Genomic DNA, 19,385 nt, shown 5'->3' with positions numbered 1-19,385 from the left:
GCATGACGATGAGAAAATGATCTCACCCACCCTCCCCGCCGAACTGAAAGCCGCCCTCGACGGCAAGCTCCAAGGCTTCTCCCGCACCGACGCCGCACAGCGCTCGCAAAAGATCTCGACCGCCTATCGCGCAGGCGGCACCTCCGGCACCATCAAGTCGGAGGCCGACGCGCTCGCCTATGCGCTGGCGCGCATGCCGGCGACCTACGCGGCGGTGGCCGCCAGCCTAAACGCTTTGACCGAGATGGCGCCGGACTTCGCGCCTGAAACGCTGCTCGACGTCGGCGCGGGCCCGGGCACCGCGAGCTGGGCCGCTGCTGAGGCCTTTCCGTCGCTGCAGGATTTTACCCTGCTCGACGCCAACGCCACCCTCAGCCGTCTCGCGCTCGAACTGGCGCATGACAGCACGCGGCTCGCCGATTGCCGCTATCTGCCGGGCGACGCCGGCACCAACCTCGCGGAAGCCTCGCAAGCCGATCTCGTCGTCGCGAGCTACGTCATCGGCGAGCTCAGTGAGACCGATCAGCGCAAGCTGGCGGAAACGATGTGGGCCAAGGCCCGCCACGCGCTGGTCGTGATCGAGCCCGGCACACCGGCCGGCTACGCGCGCATCCTCGCGCTGCGCCAGCAGCTGATCGCGCTAGGTGCCTACGTCGCCGCGCCCTGCCCGCACGAAAAGCCCTGCCCGCTCACGGCACCTGACTGGTGCCATTTCAGCCAGCGCCTGCCGCGCTCGCAGGCGCACCGGCAGATCAAGGGCGCGGAGGTGCCGTTCGAGGACGAGCGCTTCATCGACATCGCCCTGATCCGGACAGCGCCCGCAACACGTGCCGCGCGCGTGCTGGCGCCGCCGGATGTCGGCAAAGCCGAGATCACCGCAAAGCTCTGCACGAAGGGCGGCCTCGCTATCACCAAGGTCCCGCGACGCGACAAGGCCGGCTATGCAAGCGCCCGGCGCTGGCGCTGGGGTGACGCGGTCATTGCCGAAAGTTAACTTCGTCGGACGCTTTTGCCTTGAACTCGGATGGTTCCCCATTCGACCAAGTCTTACCTTCCTCTGCGCCGGGCTCTCGTCCTGTGCCAATTTGGTCTAGGCTGCGCCCGCCTTCTTCCCCCTTCAGGAGTTCTCCATGTCGACCGGCTGGATCGTTCTCGGCGTCATCGTCGTCCTCGTGTTCCTGGCGTTCAGCGCCTACAACCGGCTGGTGGCGCTGGGCCAGCGCGTCGGCCAGGCCTTTGCCGACATCGACGTGCAGCTCAAGCAGCGCCACGATCTGATCCCGAACCTGGTCGAGACGGTGAAGGGCTATGCCTCGCATGAGCGCGGCACGCTCGACGACGTCATCAAGGCGCGCAACTCGGCGATGTCCGCACAGGGGCCGGCACAGGTATCCGCCGCCGAGAACCAGCTCTCCGGCGCGCTCGGCCGGCTGATCGCGCTGTCGGAGGCCTATCCGGACCTCAAGGCCAACGCCAACTTCCAGCAGCTCGCCAGCGAGCTCTCCGACCTCGAGAACAAGATCGCGGCGAGCCGCCGCTTCTTCAACAACGCGGTCCAGGAGTACAACACCGGCATCCAGCAGATGCCCGCCGCCCTGTTCGCCGGCATGTTCGGCTTCACCAAGAAGGACTTCTTCGATCTCGGCGCGAGCCGCACCGAAGTCGAGGCCACTCCGCAGGTGAAGTTCTGAGTTGAGCCGATAGGCCGGCAGGGCATCGCGTCATGGCCGCGTATGGTCTCTACACGCACATCGCCTCGAACAAGTTTCGTTCGATGCTGTTGCTCGCCGGCCTGTTCATGCTGGTCTACGTGCTGGTCTATGCCGGCGCGCTGGTCGCGGAAGTCGTCATCAACAGCAATGGCACTGTCGCCTACTATCTGAACCGCGCTTTCCACGACCTCATCGTCGCCGCGCCGTTCGCGACGATCGCGGCGGCGGCCTGGATCGTCATCGCCTATTTCTTCCACCAGTCGATGATCGATGCCGTGACCGGCGGCCACGACGTCACCCGGCAGGAAGAGCCGCGGCTCTACAATCTGCTCGAAAACCTCTGCATCTCGCGCGGCATCACCATGCCGAAGCTGAAGATCATGGAGAGCCCGGCGCTGAACGCGTTCGCGACCGGCCTCAATCCGCGGCAATATTCGATCACTGTGACCACGGGTCTCCTCAATGCGCTTGATGACAAGGAGATCGAGGCGGTGCTGGGCCACGAGCTGACCCACATCAAGAACGGCGACGTGCAGCTGATGGTCGTCGCCGTCATCATCGCCGGTGTGGTCGGCTTCTTCGGCGAGCTGTTCTTCCGCCTGTTCACGAGTTTCAACTGGAGCTCCGGCTCCGGCGGCTCGTGGTCGTCGGGCTCGTCCTCATCGTCGCGATCGTCCTCGTCGTCGAGCGACAGCAAGAGCTCCGGCGGCGGCGCGGTGATCGTGATCATCATCGCGGTCGTGCTGATCGTGGTGGCGTGGCTGTTGTCGCAGGTGGTGAAGCTCGCGCTGTCGCGTTCGCGCGAATATCTCGCCGACGCAGGCTCCGTCGAGCTGACGAAAGATCCGGACGCCATGATCTCGGCGCTGCGCAAGATCGAGAACCGCGGCGAGCTGCCGGGCGCGACTTCGGCGGTGATGGAGCTCTGCGTCGACAATCCGCGCGAGGGCTTTGCCGATTTGTTCGCGACCCATCCTTCGGTGCAGTCCCGGGTCGACGCGCTGGTCAAGTTCGCCGGCGGCCATGATCCCGGCCCGCTGCCGCCGCCCGACGAGGCGGACGTGCCTAAGGCACAGGTGGAGCGCCAGGGCGGCCCGCCGCCGTTGCGCCAGGGGCCTTGGGACGATGCAGGCGGCTCGGCCAGTCCGCCGCCCGTGCCCGCACCCTCCGGAACTGCAGCCGGCAATCCGATGGGCCCATGGGGCCGTCGTTAAGGGCGGGATTTTAAGCGACTTGCGAAGGGTTGCGTTGCGATTGGGAAAAACCTCGGAAATTGCCACAACCATAGGCCGAGGATTTGAATTCTCCCTTGTTTCTGCCATGTTCGCGCCCAACAGCAGACTTGGGACATCGATTTGGGGCCCGACCGATTGCAAGGCGCAATCGGAGGGCGCGTTAGGGGACAGCAATGGCAAAGCCGGCAGTGGTTGTGGTGGGCGCGGACAAGGGCGGGGTGGGCAAGACCACGGTGTCGCGCACCTTGCTCGATTATTTTTCCGCCAACAACGTACCGACGCGCGCCTTCGACACGGAGTCGCCGCGCGGAACCCTGAAGCGCTTTCACCCCGAGATCACCGAGATCGTCGACATGATGACGACCTCGGACCAGATGAAGATCTTCGACACGCTCAACGCGGCGAGCCCGTCGGTGACCGTGATTGACGTCCGCGCCGGCCTGCTCTCGCCGGCGCTGGCCTCGCTGCGCGACATCGGCTTCCTCGACGCCGCCAAGGCCGGCCAGATCACCTTCGCGGTGTTCCACATCCTGGGCCCCTCGATCGCGTCGCTCGACGAAATCGCCGAGACCGCGGGCTTCATGGGGGGCGCAAAATATTTCCTGGTCAAGAACTTCATCAACGACACCCAGTTCTTCCAGTGGGACCAGGCGACCTACAATTCATATTTCCACCGCATCAAGGACGCGACCGAGCTGACCATCCCCAAGCTCAACGAAATGGCCTATGAGCAGGTCGAAGTGTCCTCCGTCCCGTTCCTGAAATTCGTCGCAAACAAGGGCATCAACGACGAAGCCGCGAACTATTCCTTCGTGCTGCGCGGCTATGTCCGCCACTGGCTGGCGAATGTCTGGAGCGAGTTCGACCGGATCCGGCTGACCGACATCGTCGGTTCGAAGCCCGCCCCCCGCAACAGCGAAAAATAGTTGCAGAGCCCGGGCGGATACGGCTGGATTGGGCGGTGAGTTCGCCTGATATAGCTGTCGATGCCCGCGACGCCCCTTTACATCATCTGCTCGCCCCGCCCGCAGGTCGGCAAGACGCTGCTGGCGCGGCTTTTGAGCGAATTTTTGCTGCTCAAGAACGGCGACGTCGCGGCCTTCGACGTCAACCTGAAGGAACCGTCGCTGCTCGACTATCTGCCGAAGGTCACCGAAACGGCTGATGTGATCGACACCTACGGCAAGATGCAGCTGATGGACCGCGTCATCGTCGATGACGGCATGGCCAAGGTGATCGACCTCGGCTTCCACGCCTTCGACGAGTTCTTCAAGATGAGCGACGAGATCGGCCTGTTGAAGGAGGCCGCGCGCCGCCACGTCGCGCCGATGATCCTGTTCGTGGCCGATACCGATCGCGTCTCGGCCCGCGCCCACGAGATGCTGCGCGGGCAGATCCCCCGGATGAACCTGATCACGGTGGACAATGAGCACATCGTGCGCGGCGAGCTGCCGGCCGCGATGGCGACCGGGCGGCTGTTCCGCCTGCCCGCGCTACCCGGCTTCCTCAAGACCTATATTGACCGGCTCAACTTCTCCTTCACCGGCTATCTGCGCCAGGAGAAGGACGCCTCCACCGAGCTGCACCAGTGGACCCGGCGGAACTACCTCGCCTTCCGCGAGCTCGAGCTCAGCCTGATCCTGCAAAGCTCCTGAGGCGATAATTTTACCCGGATAATATTGACTGCGGGGCTGACCGCGCCTATTGAGGCGGAGATCGGTATCCCTCTCAGCAAGGTCCCACCCCCGTGAGCATCGACCGGAAGGCAGCCATCGCCGCCTACAAGGAGCGCAAGACCATTGCGGGCATCTACGTCGTCCGCTGCGCGGCATCGGGCGAGGCCTGGGTCGGCCAGGCGCCGAACCTGCAGACCATCCAGAACCGCATCTGGTTCTCGCTCCGCCAAGGCAGCCACACCTGCCGTACCCTCCAGGCCGCCTGGAACGCGCATGGCGAGGCGGGCCTGACGTTCGGCGAATGCGAGCGGCTGGAAGATGAGGAGACGGACTACGTCAGGAACGCGCTCCTGAAGGAGCGCATGCTGCATTGGCGGTCCGCATTGAAGGCCGAGGCGATCTGACGATCGCCGGGGCGCCGACGCGGCTCAATGCCCCTCGAACGTCATCAGCGTTCGCACCGGCACGTCCATCGCGCGCAGCTTGGCGGCGCCGCCGAGATCGGGCAGATCGACGATGAAGCAGGCGGCGACCACATTGGCGCCGATCTGACGCAGCAGCTTCACCGCGCCCTCCGCAGTGCCGCCGGTGGCGATGAGATCGTCGACCAGGATGACGCGCTCGCCGGGCTGGATCGCGTCGACATGCATCTCCATCTCGTCGATGCCGTATTCGAGCGAGTAGGCAATGCGCACAGTGGTGTGCGGCAGCTTGCCTTTTTTCCGGATCGGCACGAAGCCGGCCGAGAGCTGATGCGCCACCGCGCCGCCGATGATGAAGCCGCGCGCCTCCATGCCGGCGACCTTGTCGATCTTGTTGCCGGCCCAGGGATTGACGAGCTCGTCGACCGCGCGGCGGAACGCGCGCGCATCCGCGAGCAGCGTGGTGATGTCGCGGAACATGATCCCCGGCTTGGGATAGTCGACGATAGTGCGGACGCTCGCCTTCAGATCGTGGTCAAAGGTCATTGGTGCCTCTCAATCAACGCGCGCATCCAGCCGGAACGCATTCTCGACAATCCTCAGGCCCACCTCACCGCTGAGCGACATCAGCGATTCCGGGTGGAACTGCACGCCGGCAATGGGCAGCGTCTTGTGCTCGAGCGCCATCGCGACGCCGTCCTCGGTGCTGGCGGTGACATCAAGCACCTCGGGCATGCTGTCGCGCTCGACATAGAGCGAGTGATAGCGGCCGATGACGATCTCGTTCGGCAAATTGCGCATCAGGCGGCCGCCGCGCACCTGCACCCGCGAGGGCCGGCCGTGCGCGGGATGCGTGAGCTGACCGAGCGCGCCGCCGAAATATTCGCCGATCGCCTGCACGCCGAGACAGACGCCGAACACCGGCAGCTTCTTCTCCAGCGCCGCATCGATGGTCTTCTTGATCCCGAAATCCTCGGGCCTGCCTGGTCCGGGCGACAGCACCAGCAAATCCCACCTCTTCCGCTTGAGCATGTCGAGCGCATGCACATGGCGGACCACGGTGACGTCGGCACCGACCTGGCGGAAATAATCGGCCAGCATGTGCACGAAGCTATCGTCGTGATCGATCAGCAGCACCTGCTTGCCCGAGCCGGTCGCATCGGGCGCGAAGGCCGACAGCGGCTTTGGCGGATCGCCGCGCAGCGCCTGGAACAGGGCTGCGGCCTTGACCTGGCACTCGCGGTCTTCAGCCGCGGGATCGGAATCGAACAGACAGGTGGCACCGACGCGCACCTCGGCGAGACCATCCTTCATGCGGATGGTGCGGATGGTGAGGCCGGTGTTGATGCTGCCGTCGAAATTCACCGCGCCGATCGCGCCGGCATACCAACGCCGCGGCGAGCGCTCGTGATCCTCGACGAACTGCATCGCCCAGAGTTTGGGCGCGCCGGTCACCGTCACCGCCCAAGCATGGGTAAGGAAGGCATCGAGCGCGTCGAAGCCGGGACGCAGCATGCCCTCGACGTGATCGACGGTGTGGAACAGTTTTGAGTAGGTCTCGATCTGGCGGCGCGCCAAGACCTTGATCGTGCCGGGCACGCAGACGCGCGCCTTGTCGTTGCGGTCGACGTCGGTGCACATGTTGAGCTCGAACTCGTCCTTCTCCGAGTTCAGGAGCTGGCGGATCTGCTCGGCATCGCCGATCGCATCGGTGCCGCGCGCGATCGTCCCTGATATCGGGCAGGTCTCGACGCGGCGGCCGTCCGAGCGCACGAACATTTCCGGCGAGGCGGAGACGAGGAACTCGCCCTCGCCGAGATTCATCAGCGCGCCGTAGGGCGACGGGTTGATGACGCAGAGGCGCTGGAACACTTCCGCCGGCGAGCGATCGCAGGGCTCGGCGAACAGCTGTCCCGGCACCGCCTCGAACAGATCGCCGCGCGCGAAAGCCGCGCGCGCGGTCTCGACGGTGGCCTGATATTCACCAGGCGCGTGATCGGCAAAGCCCTGGCGTGGTGTCTTGAGGTACGGACTCTCGACGGTCTCGCGCGGCAAGCCTTCGGTGGACTTGCCCTTCCACGCAAAATCGTAACTCAGCACCACGCCGCGGCCGGTGGCGCGGTCGTAGGCGAGCAGGCGATCGGGGACGTAGAGCACGATGTCGCGCTGGTCCTGCTCGCGTGCGCGCTTCTGCACGAGGTCCTCGATCTGGAACACGAGGTCGTAGGCGAAGGCGCCGAACAGGCCGAGCAGCCCGTCATCGTTGGCGGAGAAGGCGGCGACGAGATCGCGCACCAGCGACATCACGCTGGCGCGCCGCGTGCGCTGGTCTTCCTCGACCGGCGCATCGCCGCGGATGATGTGGCCGGCAAGCCGCGTGGCGGTCTTCTCGGAGATCACGACGCAGGGCTCGCGCAGCACGTCTGCGAGGAAGGCGATCAGCACCTGGCCGCGTTCATTGAGCGCTTCCAGCTTGAAATTGACGCCAGTGGTCTCGAGCTTGAGCGGCGGATCGGAGAAGCCGAGGTCAAAGCTCTCGTAGCGGCCGGGCACGGTCGTGCCCGAGGACAGCACCACGCCGCGGCGGCGGTCGAGCAGGTTGATGAGATCGTCGAGCCTGTTGGCGCCGCCGGTGAACTGCTCCGCCACGCGCGTGATCGCGAGACCTGCGCGGGTCACGTAGTCGCTTCGGGCCGGGAGGGCAAAGACTGTCCTGTTCATGTCGTCCTCTTACGAAACTTGCCGAGGAAACGCCACACAGGACAAACGATCAGGCCGCCGCACTGCGTGGCGACCTTCGACGATTTTGAGAATTGAAATCGCACCGGCCACCTCTTTAGGAGGTGCGCCACCAAAGACGGGCTGGGCGGACGGCGGTGCTCATGGGGCGGATACTCACCATGGCACGGGGACGGCGTCAAGGGTGGGCGGACGCCGTCCGAGCTCCAGGCGATCAGCCCAGGTGCTTCCTGAAAAACTCCGTCGCCCTGCCCCAGGCGAGCTCGGCGGCTTCGCGGTCGTGCACGGCCTGGCGCTGCTCGTTGACGAAAGCGTGCTCGGCATCATAGCGGAACAGCTCCAGCGACTTGCCGGCGGCCTTCATGGCCTTCTCGAAGCCATTCACCAGCTCCGGCGTGCACCAATCGTCCTTGTTGGCGAAATGGGCCTGGAGCGGGATCTTGACGTCGGCGGGCTTGGCGGCCTGCTCGGGCGGGATGCCATAGAACACGACGCCGGCCGCGAGCTCCGGAATCTTGGTCGCGCCGATGATGGTGACGGCGCCGCCGAGGCAGAAGCCTGTCAGCCCGACCTTGGCGCCGTTGCGCGACAAATATTGCGTGGCGCCGCGCACGGTCTGCGTGGTGGCGTCCATGAAATCGAGCGAGTTCATCTCTTTACCGGCGGCGTCCGTGTCGTGATACGGCACCACCTTGCCCTTGTAGAGATCGGGCGCCAGCGCATCGAAGCCGGCGAGCGCAAAGCGGTCGCACAGGCCCTTGATCTGATCCGACAGGCCCCACCATTCCTGGATCACGACCACGCCCGGCGCGTTGCCGCGCGCGGCGTTGGCGAGATAGCCCGAGGCGTCCTTGCCGTCCGGGCGCTTGAAGGTGATGGCGGTTCCCATGGTGTCCTCCGATGAGTTTCTGGGGGAGCGGTTAAAGGTACTTTGGCCGCTGGGAGCGCGATAGGCAATCGCGCCAAACAACACACTCTCGTGCCCCGGATGCAATGCAGCGCGCCGCCCTTCGTGGCGTGGTGCGTTGCTGATCCGGGGGCCCAGCCACAAGCACGCTGGATCCCGGCTCTGCGCAGCAGCGTTGCACGCTGCAGCGCGTCCGGGACACGGGCAACAAAAAAGCCCCCTTGCGGAGGCTTCTTCATGTCTCGTCTTGCACCGCTCAGTGGGAGTCGGCCCAGACCTTTTTCTTCGTGAAGTACATCAGGCCCGCGAAGATGATCAGGAACACGAACACCTGGAAGCCGAGGCGCTTGCGCGCTTCCATGTGGGGTTCGGCGGTCCACATCAGGAACGTGGTGACGTCCTTGGAATATTGCGCGACCGTGGTCGGCGAGCCGTCGCCATAGGTTACCTGGCCGTCGCTGAGCGGCTTCGGCATCTTGATCGCGTGGCCCGGGAAGTACTTGTTGTAGTAGGAGCCTTCGGGGATGGTCACGCCTTCAGGCACCTTGTCCTCAAAGCCCTGGAGCACCGCCGCGACATAGTCCGGGCCCTGCTCCTGGTACTGGGTGAAGAAGTCGAAGATGAACCAGGGGAAGCCGCGGCCGTAGGAGCGCGCCTTGGTGATCAGCGACAAATCGGGCGGTGCCGCACCGCCGTTCGCCGCGCGGGCCGCCTGCTCGTTCGGGAATGGCGAGGGGAAATAGTCCGCCGGCCGGCCCGGGCGCTCGAACATGTCACCCGCATCGTTCGGGCCGTCCTTGACCTTGTAGTCGGACGCAAACGCCGCTGCCTGCGCCACCGAATAGCCGGGGCCGCCGGCTTCCGCGAGGTTGCGGAAGGCGATGTAGGACAGGCCATGGCAGCTCGAGCAGACCTCCTTGTAGACCTGCAGGCCGCGCTGGAGCGCGCCGCGGTCGTACTTACCGAAAGGGCCGGAGAACGACCATTTGTTGCCCGGCGGCCTGTCGCTGCCTTCGGAGGCGCGAGCGTCCTGAAGGCTGCCGAGGAACAGCGCGCCGGCGGCAACGAGCGCGATGGCGACCGAAGCCACCGCCTTGCCGCCCTTGGCCAGGATCGCCTCCGAGATCGAGTTCGGCACCGGCCGCGGCGTCTCGATGCGCGAGAGCAGCGGCAGCACGATCAGGAAATAGGCGAAGTAGCAGACCGTCAGAACCCGGCCGGCGATCACGTAGATGCCTTCCGGCGGCTGCGCGCCGAGATAGCCGAGCAGGATGCAGACCGCGACGAAGATCCAGAAGAACTGCTTGGCCAGCGGCCGGTACTTCGACGACCTGGTCTTGGCGGCATCGAGCCAGGGCAGGAAGCACAGGATGATGATCGCCGAGAACATCCCGATCACGCCCGCGAGCTTGTTCGGGATCGAGCGCAGGATCGCGTAGAACGGCAGGTAATACCATTCCGGTACGATGTGCGGCGGCGTCACGCCCGGGTTCGCCGGGATGTAGTTGTCGGCGTCGCCGAGATAGTTCGGCATGTAGAAGATGAACCAGGCGTAGAGCAGCAGGAAGCAGGCGACACCGAACCCGTCCTTGATGGTCGCGTGCGGCGTGAACGGCACCGTGTCCTTTTCCGTCTTCGGCTCGACGCCGTCAGGATTGTTCTGGCCGGCGACATGCAGCGCCCAGACGTGGAGCACGACGACGCCCGCGATCAGGAACGGCAGCAGATAGTGCAGCGAGAAGAAGCGGTTCAGCGTCGGGTTGCCGACCGAATAGCCGCCCCACAACAGCGTCACGATGCTCTCGCCGACATAGGGAATGGCGGAGAACAGATTGGTGATGACGGTTGCGCCCCAGAAGCTCATCTGGCCCCACGGCAGCACGTAGCCCATGAAGCCCGTCGCCATCATCAGGAGGTAGATGATGACGCCGAGGATCCACAGCACCTCGCGCGGCTCCTTGTAGGAGCCGTAATAGAGACCGCGCAGCATGTGGACGTAGACCGCGAAGAAGAACATCGACGCGCCGCAGGCATGCATGTTGCGCAGCAGCCAGCCGTAATTGACGTCACGGACGATCAGCTCGACCGACTTGAAGGCGAGATCGGCGTGCGGCGTGTAGTGCATCGCCAGGACCACGCCGGTCAGGATCTGCATCCCCAGCATGAAGGAGAGGATGGCGCCGAAGGTCCACCAGTAGTTCAGGTTGCGCGGGGTGGGATAGACGACGAAGGAGGAATGGACGAGACCGATGATCGGCAGACGTCGCTCGATCCATTGCAGGGCCGGATTGCTCGGCTGGTAGTCGGATGGTCCGCTCATGATGCGATCCTGAGGAAATATAACGACGAGACGGCGCGAAGCTTCGGGCGAAGGCCCGAAGCTCAGCCGATCTGGATTTTGGTGTCGGAAACGAACTGGTACGGCGGCACCGGCAGGTTCGCGGGCGCGGGCCCCTGGCGGATGCGGCCGGACGAATCGTACTGCGAACCATGGCAGGGGCAGAAGAACCCGTCGTAATTGCCCTCATGAGCGATCGGGATGCAGCCGAGATGGGTGCAGATGCCGATCACGACCAGCCACTGCTCGTGGCCCGGCTTGACCCGGGCCTCGTCGGACTGCGGATCGGGCAGGCTCGCCACGTTGACGGCGCGCGCCTCGTCGATCTGCTTCTTGGTGCGGTGGCTGACGTAGATCGGCTTGCCGCGCCAGAACACCTTGATGTCCTGCCCCTCGGCGACCGGGCTGAGATCGACCTCGATCGGCGCACCAGCGGCGATGGTCGACGCATCAGGATTCATTTGAGAGATGAAGGGCCAGAGCGCAGCTGCGCCCCCTACTGCTGCAGCTGCCCCCGTTGCAACGAATAAGAAATCACGGCGTGTCGGATGGTCCGCCGAAGACGCTGTCGTCACGATTCCAACCCTTTCTACTTATGCTGCCGACGGAACCGTTCCGGGAGCCCCCAAGGTCCCCAAAACAGTGTGCCGGCGCCCGCGGCCCCCCGCGGCGGCAGAACTTCACTTGTCCCCACCGAAACAAGGCGAAAACAGCAGTCCAGAATCGTTCTATTGGCACCCTTGCCGGGCGAGCGCAAGCCCGCTAACGGCGTGGGGGCGTGCAATGCACGAATTCCGCAGCCAGCGATGTTTTATTGAGACATTTCCGGCCCGCACCGACCCCGATACAGCCCATGCAGATCGCGCTTTTCCAACCCGACATCGCCCAGAACACCGGCACGATTCTCAGGCTCTGTGCCTGCCTGGGCATGGCCGCCCACATCATCGAGCCGGCAGGCTTCCCGTTCTCCGACCGCTTGTTCCGCCGGGCGGGAATGGACTACCTCGATCATGTCAGCGTGACCCGCCACGACTCCTGGTCGAAATTCGAGGACTGGCGTGCGACACAGGGCTACCGCCTGCTGCTGTTCACCACCAAGGCCGCCACCGATTACCGCGATTTTCATTACCAGACGTCGGACATCCTGCTATTCGGGCGCGAGAGCGCCGGCGTCACCGACGCGGTGGTCGAGGCTGCGGATGCGCGGCTGGTGATCCCGATCACGGCGGGGCTGCGGTCGCTCAATGTCGCCATGACCGCGGCGATGGCCGCAGGCGAGGCGCTGCGGCAGCTCCGGAACCCGCAAGTTTGAGATGTTGAGGAGAGACCATTGAGTTACGCGGTCAAGGAAATCTTCCTGACCCTGCAAGGCGAAGGCGCCCATGCCGGGCGCGCGTCGGTGTTCTGTCGCTTTGCCGGCTGCAACCTCTGGAGCGGCCGCGAGGCCGACCGCGAGGCCGCGACCTGCAAATTCTGCGACACCGATTTCGTCGGCACCGACGGCACGCTCGGCGGCCGCTATGCCTCGGCCGCGGAACTCGCCAACACCATCGCCGCGCAATGGACGGCTACCACCGACAGCAACCGTTACGTGGTGCTCACCGGCGGCGAGCCGCTGCTCCAGGTCGATGCCGCCCTGATCGACGCCCTCCACACCCGCGGCTTCGAGATCGGCGTCGAGACCAATGGCACGATTGCGGCGCCTGAGGGGCTCGACTGGATCTGCGTCAGCCCCAAGGGCGGCAGCGAGCTCGTCCAGCGCCGCGGCCACGAGCTGAAGCTGGTCTATCCGCAGGTCCTCGCCGCGCCCGAGACCTTCGAGGGCCTCGCCTTCGAGCGCTTCTCGCTGCAGCCGATGGACGGACCCGAGGTTGCCCAAAACACCGTGCGTGCGATCGACTATTGCCTGCGCCATCCGCAATGGCGGTTGAGCGTGCAGACGCATAAATCGCTCGGCATCAGATAGGATTGGTTTTCGAACAGATGTGGGAATTGACGAAATCGTTCCGCTTCGAGGCGGCGCACTCATTGTCGGGAACGACCTTTGGCGCCGCGAGCGAGGAGATCCACGGCCACTCCTTCCGCGCCGAGGTGACGTTGCGCGGCACGCCGGACCCTGCGACCGGCATGGTGGTCGATCTCGGCCTCGTCCAGCGCGCGATCGAGGACGTACGGCTCACGCTGGACCACAAATACCTCAACAAGATCGAGGCGCTGGGCACACCGACGCTGGAAAACCTCTCGCGCTTCGTCTGGGAGCGGCTCCAGCATATCGGCAAGCTCACCCGCGTCAGCATTCACCGCGACAGTTGCAACGAGAGCTGCACCTATTACGGTCCGCAGGGGTGAAATTCGTAGGGTGGGCAAAGCGCAGCGTGCCCACCAATCAGGACGACAATGAAGATGGTGGGCACGGCGCAAGAGCGTCTTTGCCCACCCTACGAGACCGGTTTTGGAATTGGATATGGACATCTCGACAATCGAAGACCGCAAGACGCGCGCCCGCGCCTGGTTCGAAGCTTTGCGCGACGACATCTGCACGAGCTTCGAGCGGCTGGAGGATGACGCGCCCCAAAGCCTTTATCCGGGCGAGGCCGGGCGCTTCAAACGCACGCCCTGGCAGCGCACCGATCATACCGGCGCGCCCGGCGGCGGCGGCGTGATGTCGATGATGTCCGGCCGCCTGTTCGAGAAGGTCGGCGTGCACTGCTCGACGGTGCACGGCGAATTCGCGCCCGAGTTTCGCGCCCAGATCCCGGGCGCAGCAGACGACCCCAAGTTCTGGGCCTCCGGCATCTCGCTGATCGCGCATCTGCGCAATCCGCACGTGCCCGCCGTGCACATGAACACCCGCTTCGTCGTCACCACAAAAGCCTGGTTCGGCGGCGGCTCCGATCTCACCCCGGTGCTCGACCGCCGGCGCACGCAGGACGATCCCGACACGCTCGCCTTCCACGCCGCGATGAAAGAGGCCTGCACGGGCCCGAACGGCGTTGCCGACTACGACAAGTACAAGAAATGGTGCGACGACTATTTCTACCTGCCGCACCGCAAAGAGGCGCGCGGCATCGGCGGCATCTTCTACGACTGGCACGACAGCGGCGACTGGGACGCCGACCTCGCTTTCACCCAGGATGTCGGCCGCGCCTTCCAGAAAGTCTACCCCGACATCGTCAGGCGCAATTTCGCGAGCGCCTGGACCGCGGAGGATCGCGAGGAGCAATTGATCCGGCGCGGACGCTATGTCGAATTCAACCTGCTCTACGACCGCGGCACCATCTTCGGGCTCAAGACCGGCGGCAACGTGGACTCCATCCTGTCGTCGCTGCCGCCGGAGGTGAAATGGCCATGAGCACCGCGATGCCTCCGCTGCCGCGCGCCATGCTGATCGACATGGACGACACCATCCTGTCGGCCTACGGCCGGCCCGAGATCGCCTGGAATACGATCGCAGAAGAATTTGCCGACGAGCTCGCGCCGCTGCCGCCGCAGCAGGTCGCGACCGCAGTTTTGGCCTTCGCACGAAACTTCTGGGCCAATGCGGAAGCCGCGTGGCGGATGAAGCTTGGCGAGGCGCGGCGGCTCACGGTGCGGGGCGGCTTCGCCGCGCTCGCCGCCGACGGCCACCGCGCCCTCTCCGACGATCTCGCCGATCGCCTCGCCAACCGCTTCACGACCTATCGCGAAGAAGCGATCTTCGTGTTTCCCGGTGCGCATGATGCGATCGACGCGTTCAAGGCACGCGGCGTCAAACTCGCGCTGGTCACCAACGGCGCCGCCGACATGCAGCGCGCCAAGGTCGAGCGCTTCGAGCTGACGCATCGCTTCGATCACATCCAGATCGAGGGCGAGCACGGTTTCGGCAAGCCCGAGGAGCGCGCCTATCTGCACGCGATGGACGCGCTCGGCGTCACCGCGAAAGACACCTGGATGATCGGCGACAATCTGGAATGGGAAGTCGTGACGCCGCAGCGCCTCGGCATCTACTCGATCTGGATCGACGTGCATGGCGACGGCCTGCCCGAAGGCTCGCCCGTCAAGCCCGACCGCATCATCCGCTCGCTGACCGATCTCGTGCCGGACCAGCCGTAACCCAGGCGAAAACAAAACATCGAAAACAACCCCATGCACAGTAGCCGACTGCTGCAATTTCAACAGCTTGCCGCAAACGCAATGCATTGCTGATTTTACGAAATCATTTGACGCGTCGGGCAAAACAGGCGCATGATGCCATCATCGCCGCGCCTGGGACAGAATAGCCCCTGGTGACCTCGAGCGATCCCCCACTCGAACCTCTGCCATCGACGTTTCGGCAGTCTGTGCAAGCCGCAGCCAATTCACGGGTCCCATAGCCCGTGATCGGCCTGTCATGACGGCTTGCTAGCCTCCCCTCTCGTCGATCAACCCCGAAAGGACCATCCATGGAACTGAAAACCGGCGACGTCGTGATGCTGAAATCCGGCGGCCAGCCGCTGACCGTTGCAGAGGTGAAAGGCGACGACATCCTCTGCCTCTGGATGGGCTCGGAAGGCGATCTGTTCCGCGAGACACTGCCGCTGGCCGCGCTCGACCGCCTGGAAGTGGAAGATCACGACGAGGATGAGGACGAAGACGAGGATGACGAGTAGGCACGCCTAAGCGGCCTGCGATTGCGAGAAAGGGAGACCTGAAGTCTCCCTTTCTTCACGTCTTCAGATCCGCTGATCAGAAGCGATAGTTCACACCAACGCGGGCGATGTCGAAGCTCGGCTTGATATCGACGTGAGTCGCGATGACGCCCGTCAACCCGGCCGGCGATTGAAGCGAGCCGGTCAAGTTGTAGCCTTTCGTGCCGAAACCCATGTGCAGATACTCGCCCTTGACCGACCACCCTGCCCCCAGAGCATATTCGAAACCGCCGCCAACCGCGTAGCCGATCAGGACGGCGCTGTCAGAAGCGCTCATGGAGCCCAGCGGTCCCAGGGTTGGCGGGAAGAGGGCAGTGACGATACTGCCCGTAGCGTTCGCACTGACCTTGGTATCGGTCAACGCAAGACCGCCGGTCGCGTAGAGCAACGCCGGCCCAAACGCATAACCCACTCGGCCACGGAAGGTCGCATACCAATCGGTGCTGACGGAAGTGCTGCCGCTGAAATTGCCGCCGATGAAGACGGGAACAGCAATAGCCGAGTTGCCGGTGCTGGCCTTTGAATTGAGATACTGCCAATCAGCCTCGATGCCGAGCACCGTCTGCTCGATCTGCCAATTGTAGCCGGCCTGGATACCGGCGGTGACGCCATTACCGTTGCCGGATACGGGGTTGAAGGCATAGATGCCCGAACCGCCATTCGAGTTCACGATTGTCCCAGTGGCGTTCGACGCATCGTAGCTGCCCCAGCCATAACCAACGTTGCCGCCGATATAGAATCCCGTCCAGTTGCCCACCTGAGCGGGAGCCTTCGACGACATACGGACCGGCGCCAGATCCGCAGCCTGGGCTGTGATCGGGCCGAGAGCGACTGTCGACAGCAATACAAGCGAAAACTTCCTCATTTCAAAACCCCCTTATTGAGCCGCCCTGGCGGCCTGCCAATCATATGAAGCAAAACCAAAGCAGCATCAAAGCGCGATTGAATGCGCGAATTAGATCGCCCAATCGTTGCGCTCGGAGCCGGCGACGCTCTTCGCTGCTCGGGGCGGACAATGCGACGCCGTGTCTGCTCTGTTTGGTGAAGCGGGCCTCGAACACTGCTTCCCGCTGGGTCGGCTATGGGCCAGAAGGCGACATCGCCGCCCAACTTAGGGACCTCAATTTTCGATGAAGAGCGGCAATGAGAGCTGCCCTTGTGATACTGTTTCACCGGACGTCGGAGAATGACCAATGGCTTGGTGGATTTTCGTGATCGTTTCGATTGGGTCTATACCCCTCGCGTCTACCATGGCGGGCGAGCGCAACAGATCACCCAGGCGATGGTGCTGGACAGCCGTGGTGGTGGGACCATTAGCGCCATTAGCGCTGCTAATCCTTGGTGACGCGCAGCGTCCGGCTCAAGTCAACTGAAACAAGTTTGTTGCGGGGACTAGGGCGCGACGAAGTGAAGGGCAAAGGCAGCCGCGACACAGAGCGCGACGGCAACGGAGGCGGACCACCATTTAGCGGGGTAGCCACCGAATGTAATTCCAACCAAGGCTGCGCCTAACACCCATCTGATCAAGGCCATGGGGTTGCTCCGCGTCATGTCCTATCAATATGCGCTTGGAGTCGCCCCGTTTCCAGCCCGTCCGGCTGCTATAATCAAACCGACCCACTACCCAAAAGCTGCCCTCGGCCGGTGCACTGCCCATCGTCAGCTTCGGGTCAAAGGCTGACCTCGGCATCTTGCAGGAGCTTTGTCCGTTCACCGCCTAGCAGCAGACATCGGGGTGCTCGCAGGGACGGTCAGCTACGGGCCATGAGCCGACATCGCTCCAACCAAGCGGCGACACTTGTCAGGCTCCTTAGCGGCCGTAGGGGAAGCAGCGGTTGCGATCGAGTATGAGACCGAAATGCGCTCCCAGCGCAGCGATGGCCGCGTCCTGCTCAGGATAAGGATCGGCATTGGATGCGGCAACGATGATGATCCGGAACCCGCCGCGGTCCTTGCCACCCGGTGGCAGCATCGCTGTAGCCAGGGCATTGCCCTCCCTGTCGCGCAGTGTGAGGAAAACCGGCATCTCTCGCTGCAGATAGGCCTCGAGGCCGATGTCGCGCTCGATCGCGTCCGGCCGCTCCGGACGCCAGGACTGGACTGCCTTCTCCCGCTCGTTGCGGAAATATTTCTCGACTGTGTGGCCCATCAGGCGCGACTCATGCGCCGCTTCACCTTCCGTCTCGATACGGAACCAGGTCTTACCCTTCGGCGCGTCGCAAACGTACCGCATTTTGCTCGTCCCGCGATCGCCGCAATTCTAGGGCGGCGGGCCTACAAAGCCAATATGAGGCTCGCTCCCGTGTATAGCGCTGCACGATCAGAGGGGCTAAGAGTTCTTGATTGGACGTTGAAGTTCTAGTGAGCCCAAACAATACTAGGTCGACCGGAATAATCCTCTTCAAGGAGCGTCCCGATGCCAGACGTAAGGGAAAAGCAACGCGAAGCCCGCCGGAAGATCATTCGCCAATGGGCGAAGCTTCCGAAGGATAAACGGCAGTCTATGGAGGGGATTTCTGAATTCGCCAGGACCGCCGCTCAGCAGAACGAGAACGCATTCGTCCGCAGTCGTCGCGATCCGTATCAGAAGATCATAGGATGGCTATTGCCGCGTGCTCATCTTTGAACGACTGAGTCCTCTGCACATCCTTCGAAGGCGACACCGGGTTCTTCAGCTTGCCCCCATGTGGCGAACGGCCCGCGCGATTTAGGGAGCAAACCACGCACCTTGTCGCAAACCACATTGAGCGCAATTTTGTGAATCCGATCAGGCGACGCCCGATTTCCGTTTAGGGTCAATCGAGTCGGTTTGGTTCTCCCGAGACGACTTCCGGTCAGCCCCAGTGAGCGGACATCTTTAGTACCCCTCGCCAGGTCTTAAGCGGGCCAAAACCGGTCTAGGTGCACTCAGCGGCCATGCTGGACGAGATTCCAAAACAACGCAAAAACCATCCCGAAAAAGCAAATGTAGCCACCAACGGCAAACACAATCCTGACGGAACGTAGTTGCTGTTCAACTGCGGTGACCTGCATTTGCTCGACCGACGATAATTTATCCCGAAACATGGGACCTCCTAACCATGCAGCGAGCGTTGGAGTTTGGAACTGAAATGAGAACTCAGTGTCGACAAATTTGCGTTTAACATCGCCAAGCGATCTGTACAGAGAATAAACTCGCCAGTGCCAGTACAGTGCGCAACCCAACATCGTGGAAAATGATCCGATAAAGGCGGCAGGCAGAATCACCGGCATCAGGCTCTCCTGCGGGCAATCTTCCAGACCAAAGAAGCAGCCACGATAAACGACACGGAACAGAACGCGATGATCCCTAAAACGCGGACATCATGACGCGGCTCGTTGAGCCACACGAGAGCCGCCAGGCAAAGGAGCGCCGGGACAGCGCAAGCCTGTGTCGCAATATACCGACGCCTCAGCGCCAACGGTGCGCGGTCATCCCAGATAAATGCATCAACCTGAAACTTGCGGGAAATTGCGTCCATCGGCTGGGAGCACGACCTATTTAGCTCTGCCACGACGGATTGAAATCCCCATCCGGCAATGCCCAGAAGCGAAACACCAAAAAAGCATAGCAACAGCGACATTTCACGTGTTTAGCAGCTTCAACACAACCGCGCGAGAGCCCATTGGTCCGCTTTGGGTCACAAGCCGGCATCGACCCAGAGCGCTGG

The 19,385-nt window shown here is 63.5% G+C and carries 22 protein-coding genes; 14 read left to right on the top strand and 8 right to left on the bottom strand.

Going from position 1 to position 19,385, the window contains the following annotated elements:
• Nucleotides 1-16 precede the first annotated feature (16 nt).
• From AC0L3X_RS39145 to AC0L3X_RS39120, 6 genes are all read left to right on the top strand, one after another.
• Nucleotides 17-994 (top strand): small ribosomal subunit Rsm22 family protein, encoded by a 978-nt coding sequence (locus AC0L3X_RS39145; protein ID WP_473317311.1) that lies wholly within the window; start codon nt 17-19, stop codon nt 992-994.
• Nucleotides 995-1,130: 136 nt separating this feature from the next.
• Nucleotides 1,131-1,691 (top strand): LemA family protein, encoded by a 561-nt coding sequence (locus AC0L3X_RS39140; protein WP_014497379.1) that lies wholly within the window; start codon nt 1,131-1,133, stop codon nt 1,689-1,691.
• A 32-nt stretch (nt 1,692-1,723) separates the two neighbouring features.
• Nucleotides 1,724-2,926 carry a M48 family metallopeptidase gene (locus tag AC0L3X_RS39135; protein ID WP_354131800.1) on the top strand — a complete coding sequence of 401 codons (1,203 nt, stop codon included), beginning with the start codon at nt 1,724-1,726 and terminating at the stop codon, nt 2,924-2,926.
• 194 nt (nt 2,927-3,120) lie between these two features.
• Nucleotides 3,121-3,873 (top strand): P-loop NTPase family protein, encoded by a 753-nt coding sequence (locus AC0L3X_RS39130; protein ID WP_208085110.1) that lies wholly within the window; start codon nt 3,121-3,123, stop codon nt 3,871-3,873.
• Nucleotides 3,874-3,933: 60 nt separating this feature from the next.
• The gene (locus AC0L3X_RS39125) at nt 3,934-4,602 is read left to right on the top strand and encodes a hypothetical protein (protein ID WP_354131801.1); all 669 of its coding nucleotides are present in this window, start codon (nt 3,934-3,936) and stop codon (nt 4,600-4,602) included.
• A 92-nt stretch (nt 4,603-4,694) separates the two neighbouring features.
• Nucleotides 4,695-5,027 carry a GIY-YIG nuclease family protein gene (locus AC0L3X_RS39120; RefSeq protein WP_063985144.1) on the top strand — a complete coding sequence of 111 codons (333 nt, stop codon included), beginning with the start codon at nt 4,695-4,697 and terminating at the stop codon, nt 5,025-5,027.
• Nucleotides 5,028-5,051: 24 nt separating this feature from the next.
• On the opposite strand, the gene AC0L3X_RS39115 is transcribed toward AC0L3X_RS39120, so the two are convergent.
• The 5 genes from AC0L3X_RS39115 to petA all read right to left on the bottom strand — a co-directional run bounded on the left by AC0L3X_RS39115 (nt 5,052) and on the right by petA (nt 11,604).
• Nucleotides 5,052-5,591 carry an adenine phosphoribosyltransferase gene (locus AC0L3X_RS39115; protein WP_038943444.1) on the bottom strand — a complete coding sequence of 180 codons (540 nt, stop codon included), beginning with the start codon at nt 5,589-5,591 and terminating at the stop codon, nt 5,052-5,054.
• A gap of 9 nt (nt 5,592-5,600) precedes the next feature.
• Nucleotides 5,601-7,766, bottom strand: coding sequence for an anthranilate synthase component I (locus tag AC0L3X_RS39110; RefSeq protein WP_354131802.1), 2,166 nt, complete (start codon nt 7,764-7,766; stop codon nt 5,601-5,603).
• A 232-nt stretch (nt 7,767-7,998) separates the two neighbouring features.
• Complete coding sequence (locus AC0L3X_RS39105; RefSeq protein WP_015687965.1) at nt 7,999-8,673, bottom strand: dienelactone hydrolase family protein; 675 nt, start codon at nt 8,671-8,673, stop codon at nt 7,999-8,001.
• 274 nt (nt 8,674-8,947) lie between these two features.
• Nucleotides 8,948-11,011 (bottom strand): cytochrome b/c1, encoded by a 2,064-nt coding sequence (gene fbcH, locus AC0L3X_RS39100; protein WP_071916174.1) that lies wholly within the window; start codon nt 11,009-11,011, stop codon nt 8,948-8,950.
• 62 nt (nt 11,012-11,073) lie between these two features.
• Entirely contained in the window at nt 11,074-11,604 is a 531-nt protein-coding gene (gene petA / locus AC0L3X_RS39095) for a ubiquinol-cytochrome c reductase iron-sulfur subunit (RefSeq protein ID WP_063985148.1), read from the bottom strand.
• A 278-nt stretch (nt 11,605-11,882) separates the two neighbouring features.
• On the opposite strand from petA, the gene AC0L3X_RS39090 reads away from it, so the two are divergent.
• The 6 genes from AC0L3X_RS39090 (at nt 11,883) to AC0L3X_RS39065 (ending at nt 15,657) form a co-directional block, all read left to right on the top strand.
• Nucleotides 11,883-12,341 (top strand): tRNA (cytidine(34)-2'-O)-methyltransferase, encoded by a 459-nt coding sequence (locus tag AC0L3X_RS39090; protein WP_014497389.1) that lies wholly within the window; start codon nt 11,883-11,885, stop codon nt 12,339-12,341.
• Between the two features lie 18 nt (nt 12,342-12,359).
• Nucleotides 12,360-12,995, top strand: a complete 636-nt coding sequence (gene queE, locus AC0L3X_RS39085) for a 7-carboxy-7-deazaguanine synthase (protein ID WP_354131803.1) — start codon at nt 12,360-12,362, stop codon at nt 12,993-12,995.
• Nucleotides 12,996-13,012: 17 nt separating this feature from the next.
• Nucleotides 13,013-13,378 (top strand): 6-pyruvoyl trahydropterin synthase family protein, encoded by a 366-nt coding sequence (locus AC0L3X_RS39080; protein ID WP_028153666.1) that lies wholly within the window; start codon nt 13,013-13,015, stop codon nt 13,376-13,378.
• 115 nt (nt 13,379-13,493) lie between these two features.
• Entirely contained in the window at nt 13,494-14,381 is an 888-nt protein-coding gene (gene hemF / locus AC0L3X_RS39075; protein WP_354131804.1) for an oxygen-dependent coproporphyrinogen oxidase, read from the top strand.
• Nucleotides 14,372-15,121, top strand: coding sequence for an HAD family hydrolase (locus AC0L3X_RS39070; protein WP_155795378.1), 750 nt, complete (start codon nt 14,372-14,374; stop codon nt 15,119-15,121). The genes hemF and AC0L3X_RS39070 overlap by 10 nt, the downstream gene beginning before the upstream one ends.
• Nucleotides 15,122-15,450: 329 nt before the next feature.
• Nucleotides 15,451-15,657, top strand: a complete 207-nt coding sequence (locus tag AC0L3X_RS39065) for a YodC family protein (protein ID WP_028153663.1) — start codon at nt 15,451-15,453, stop codon at nt 15,655-15,657.
• A gap of 76 nt (nt 15,658-15,733) precedes the next feature.
• On the opposite strand, the gene AC0L3X_RS39060 is transcribed toward AC0L3X_RS39065, so the two are convergent.
• Entirely contained in the window at nt 15,734-16,561 is an 828-nt protein-coding gene (locus AC0L3X_RS39060; RefSeq protein WP_354131805.1) for an outer membrane protein, read from the bottom strand.
• 321 nt (nt 16,562-16,882) lie between these two features.
• On the opposite strand from AC0L3X_RS39060, the gene AC0L3X_RS39055 reads away from it, so the two are divergent.
• The gene (locus tag AC0L3X_RS39055) at nt 16,883-17,041 is read left to right on the top strand and encodes a hypothetical protein (protein WP_354131806.1); all 159 of its coding nucleotides are present in this window, start codon (nt 16,883-16,885) and stop codon (nt 17,039-17,041) included.
• Between the two features lie 465 nt (nt 17,042-17,506).
• On the opposite strand, the gene AC0L3X_RS39050 is transcribed toward AC0L3X_RS39055, so the two are convergent.
• The gene (locus AC0L3X_RS39050) at nt 17,507-17,929 is read right to left on the bottom strand and encodes a hypothetical protein (RefSeq protein ID WP_208085099.1); all 423 of its coding nucleotides are present in this window, start codon (nt 17,927-17,929) and stop codon (nt 17,507-17,509) included.
• A gap of 183 nt (nt 17,930-18,112) precedes the next feature.
• On the opposite strand from AC0L3X_RS39050, the gene AC0L3X_RS39045 reads away from it, so the two are divergent.
• The gene (locus AC0L3X_RS39045) at nt 18,113-18,322 is read left to right on the top strand and encodes a hypothetical protein (protein ID WP_038945568.1); all 210 of its coding nucleotides are present in this window, start codon (nt 18,113-18,115) and stop codon (nt 18,320-18,322) included.
• Between the two features lie 281 nt (nt 18,323-18,603).
• On the opposite strand, the gene AC0L3X_RS39040 is transcribed toward AC0L3X_RS39045, so the two are convergent.
• Nucleotides 18,604-18,948 (bottom strand): hypothetical protein, encoded by a 345-nt coding sequence (locus AC0L3X_RS39040; protein ID WP_208085098.1) that lies wholly within the window; start codon nt 18,946-18,948, stop codon nt 18,604-18,606.
• Nucleotides 18,949-19,385 lie beyond the last annotated feature (437 nt).

The sequence above is a fragment of the Bradyrhizobium sp. MI1.7 genome (assembly GCF_055811795.1).
This window is presented reverse-complemented; position numbering and strand designations above follow the sequence as displayed.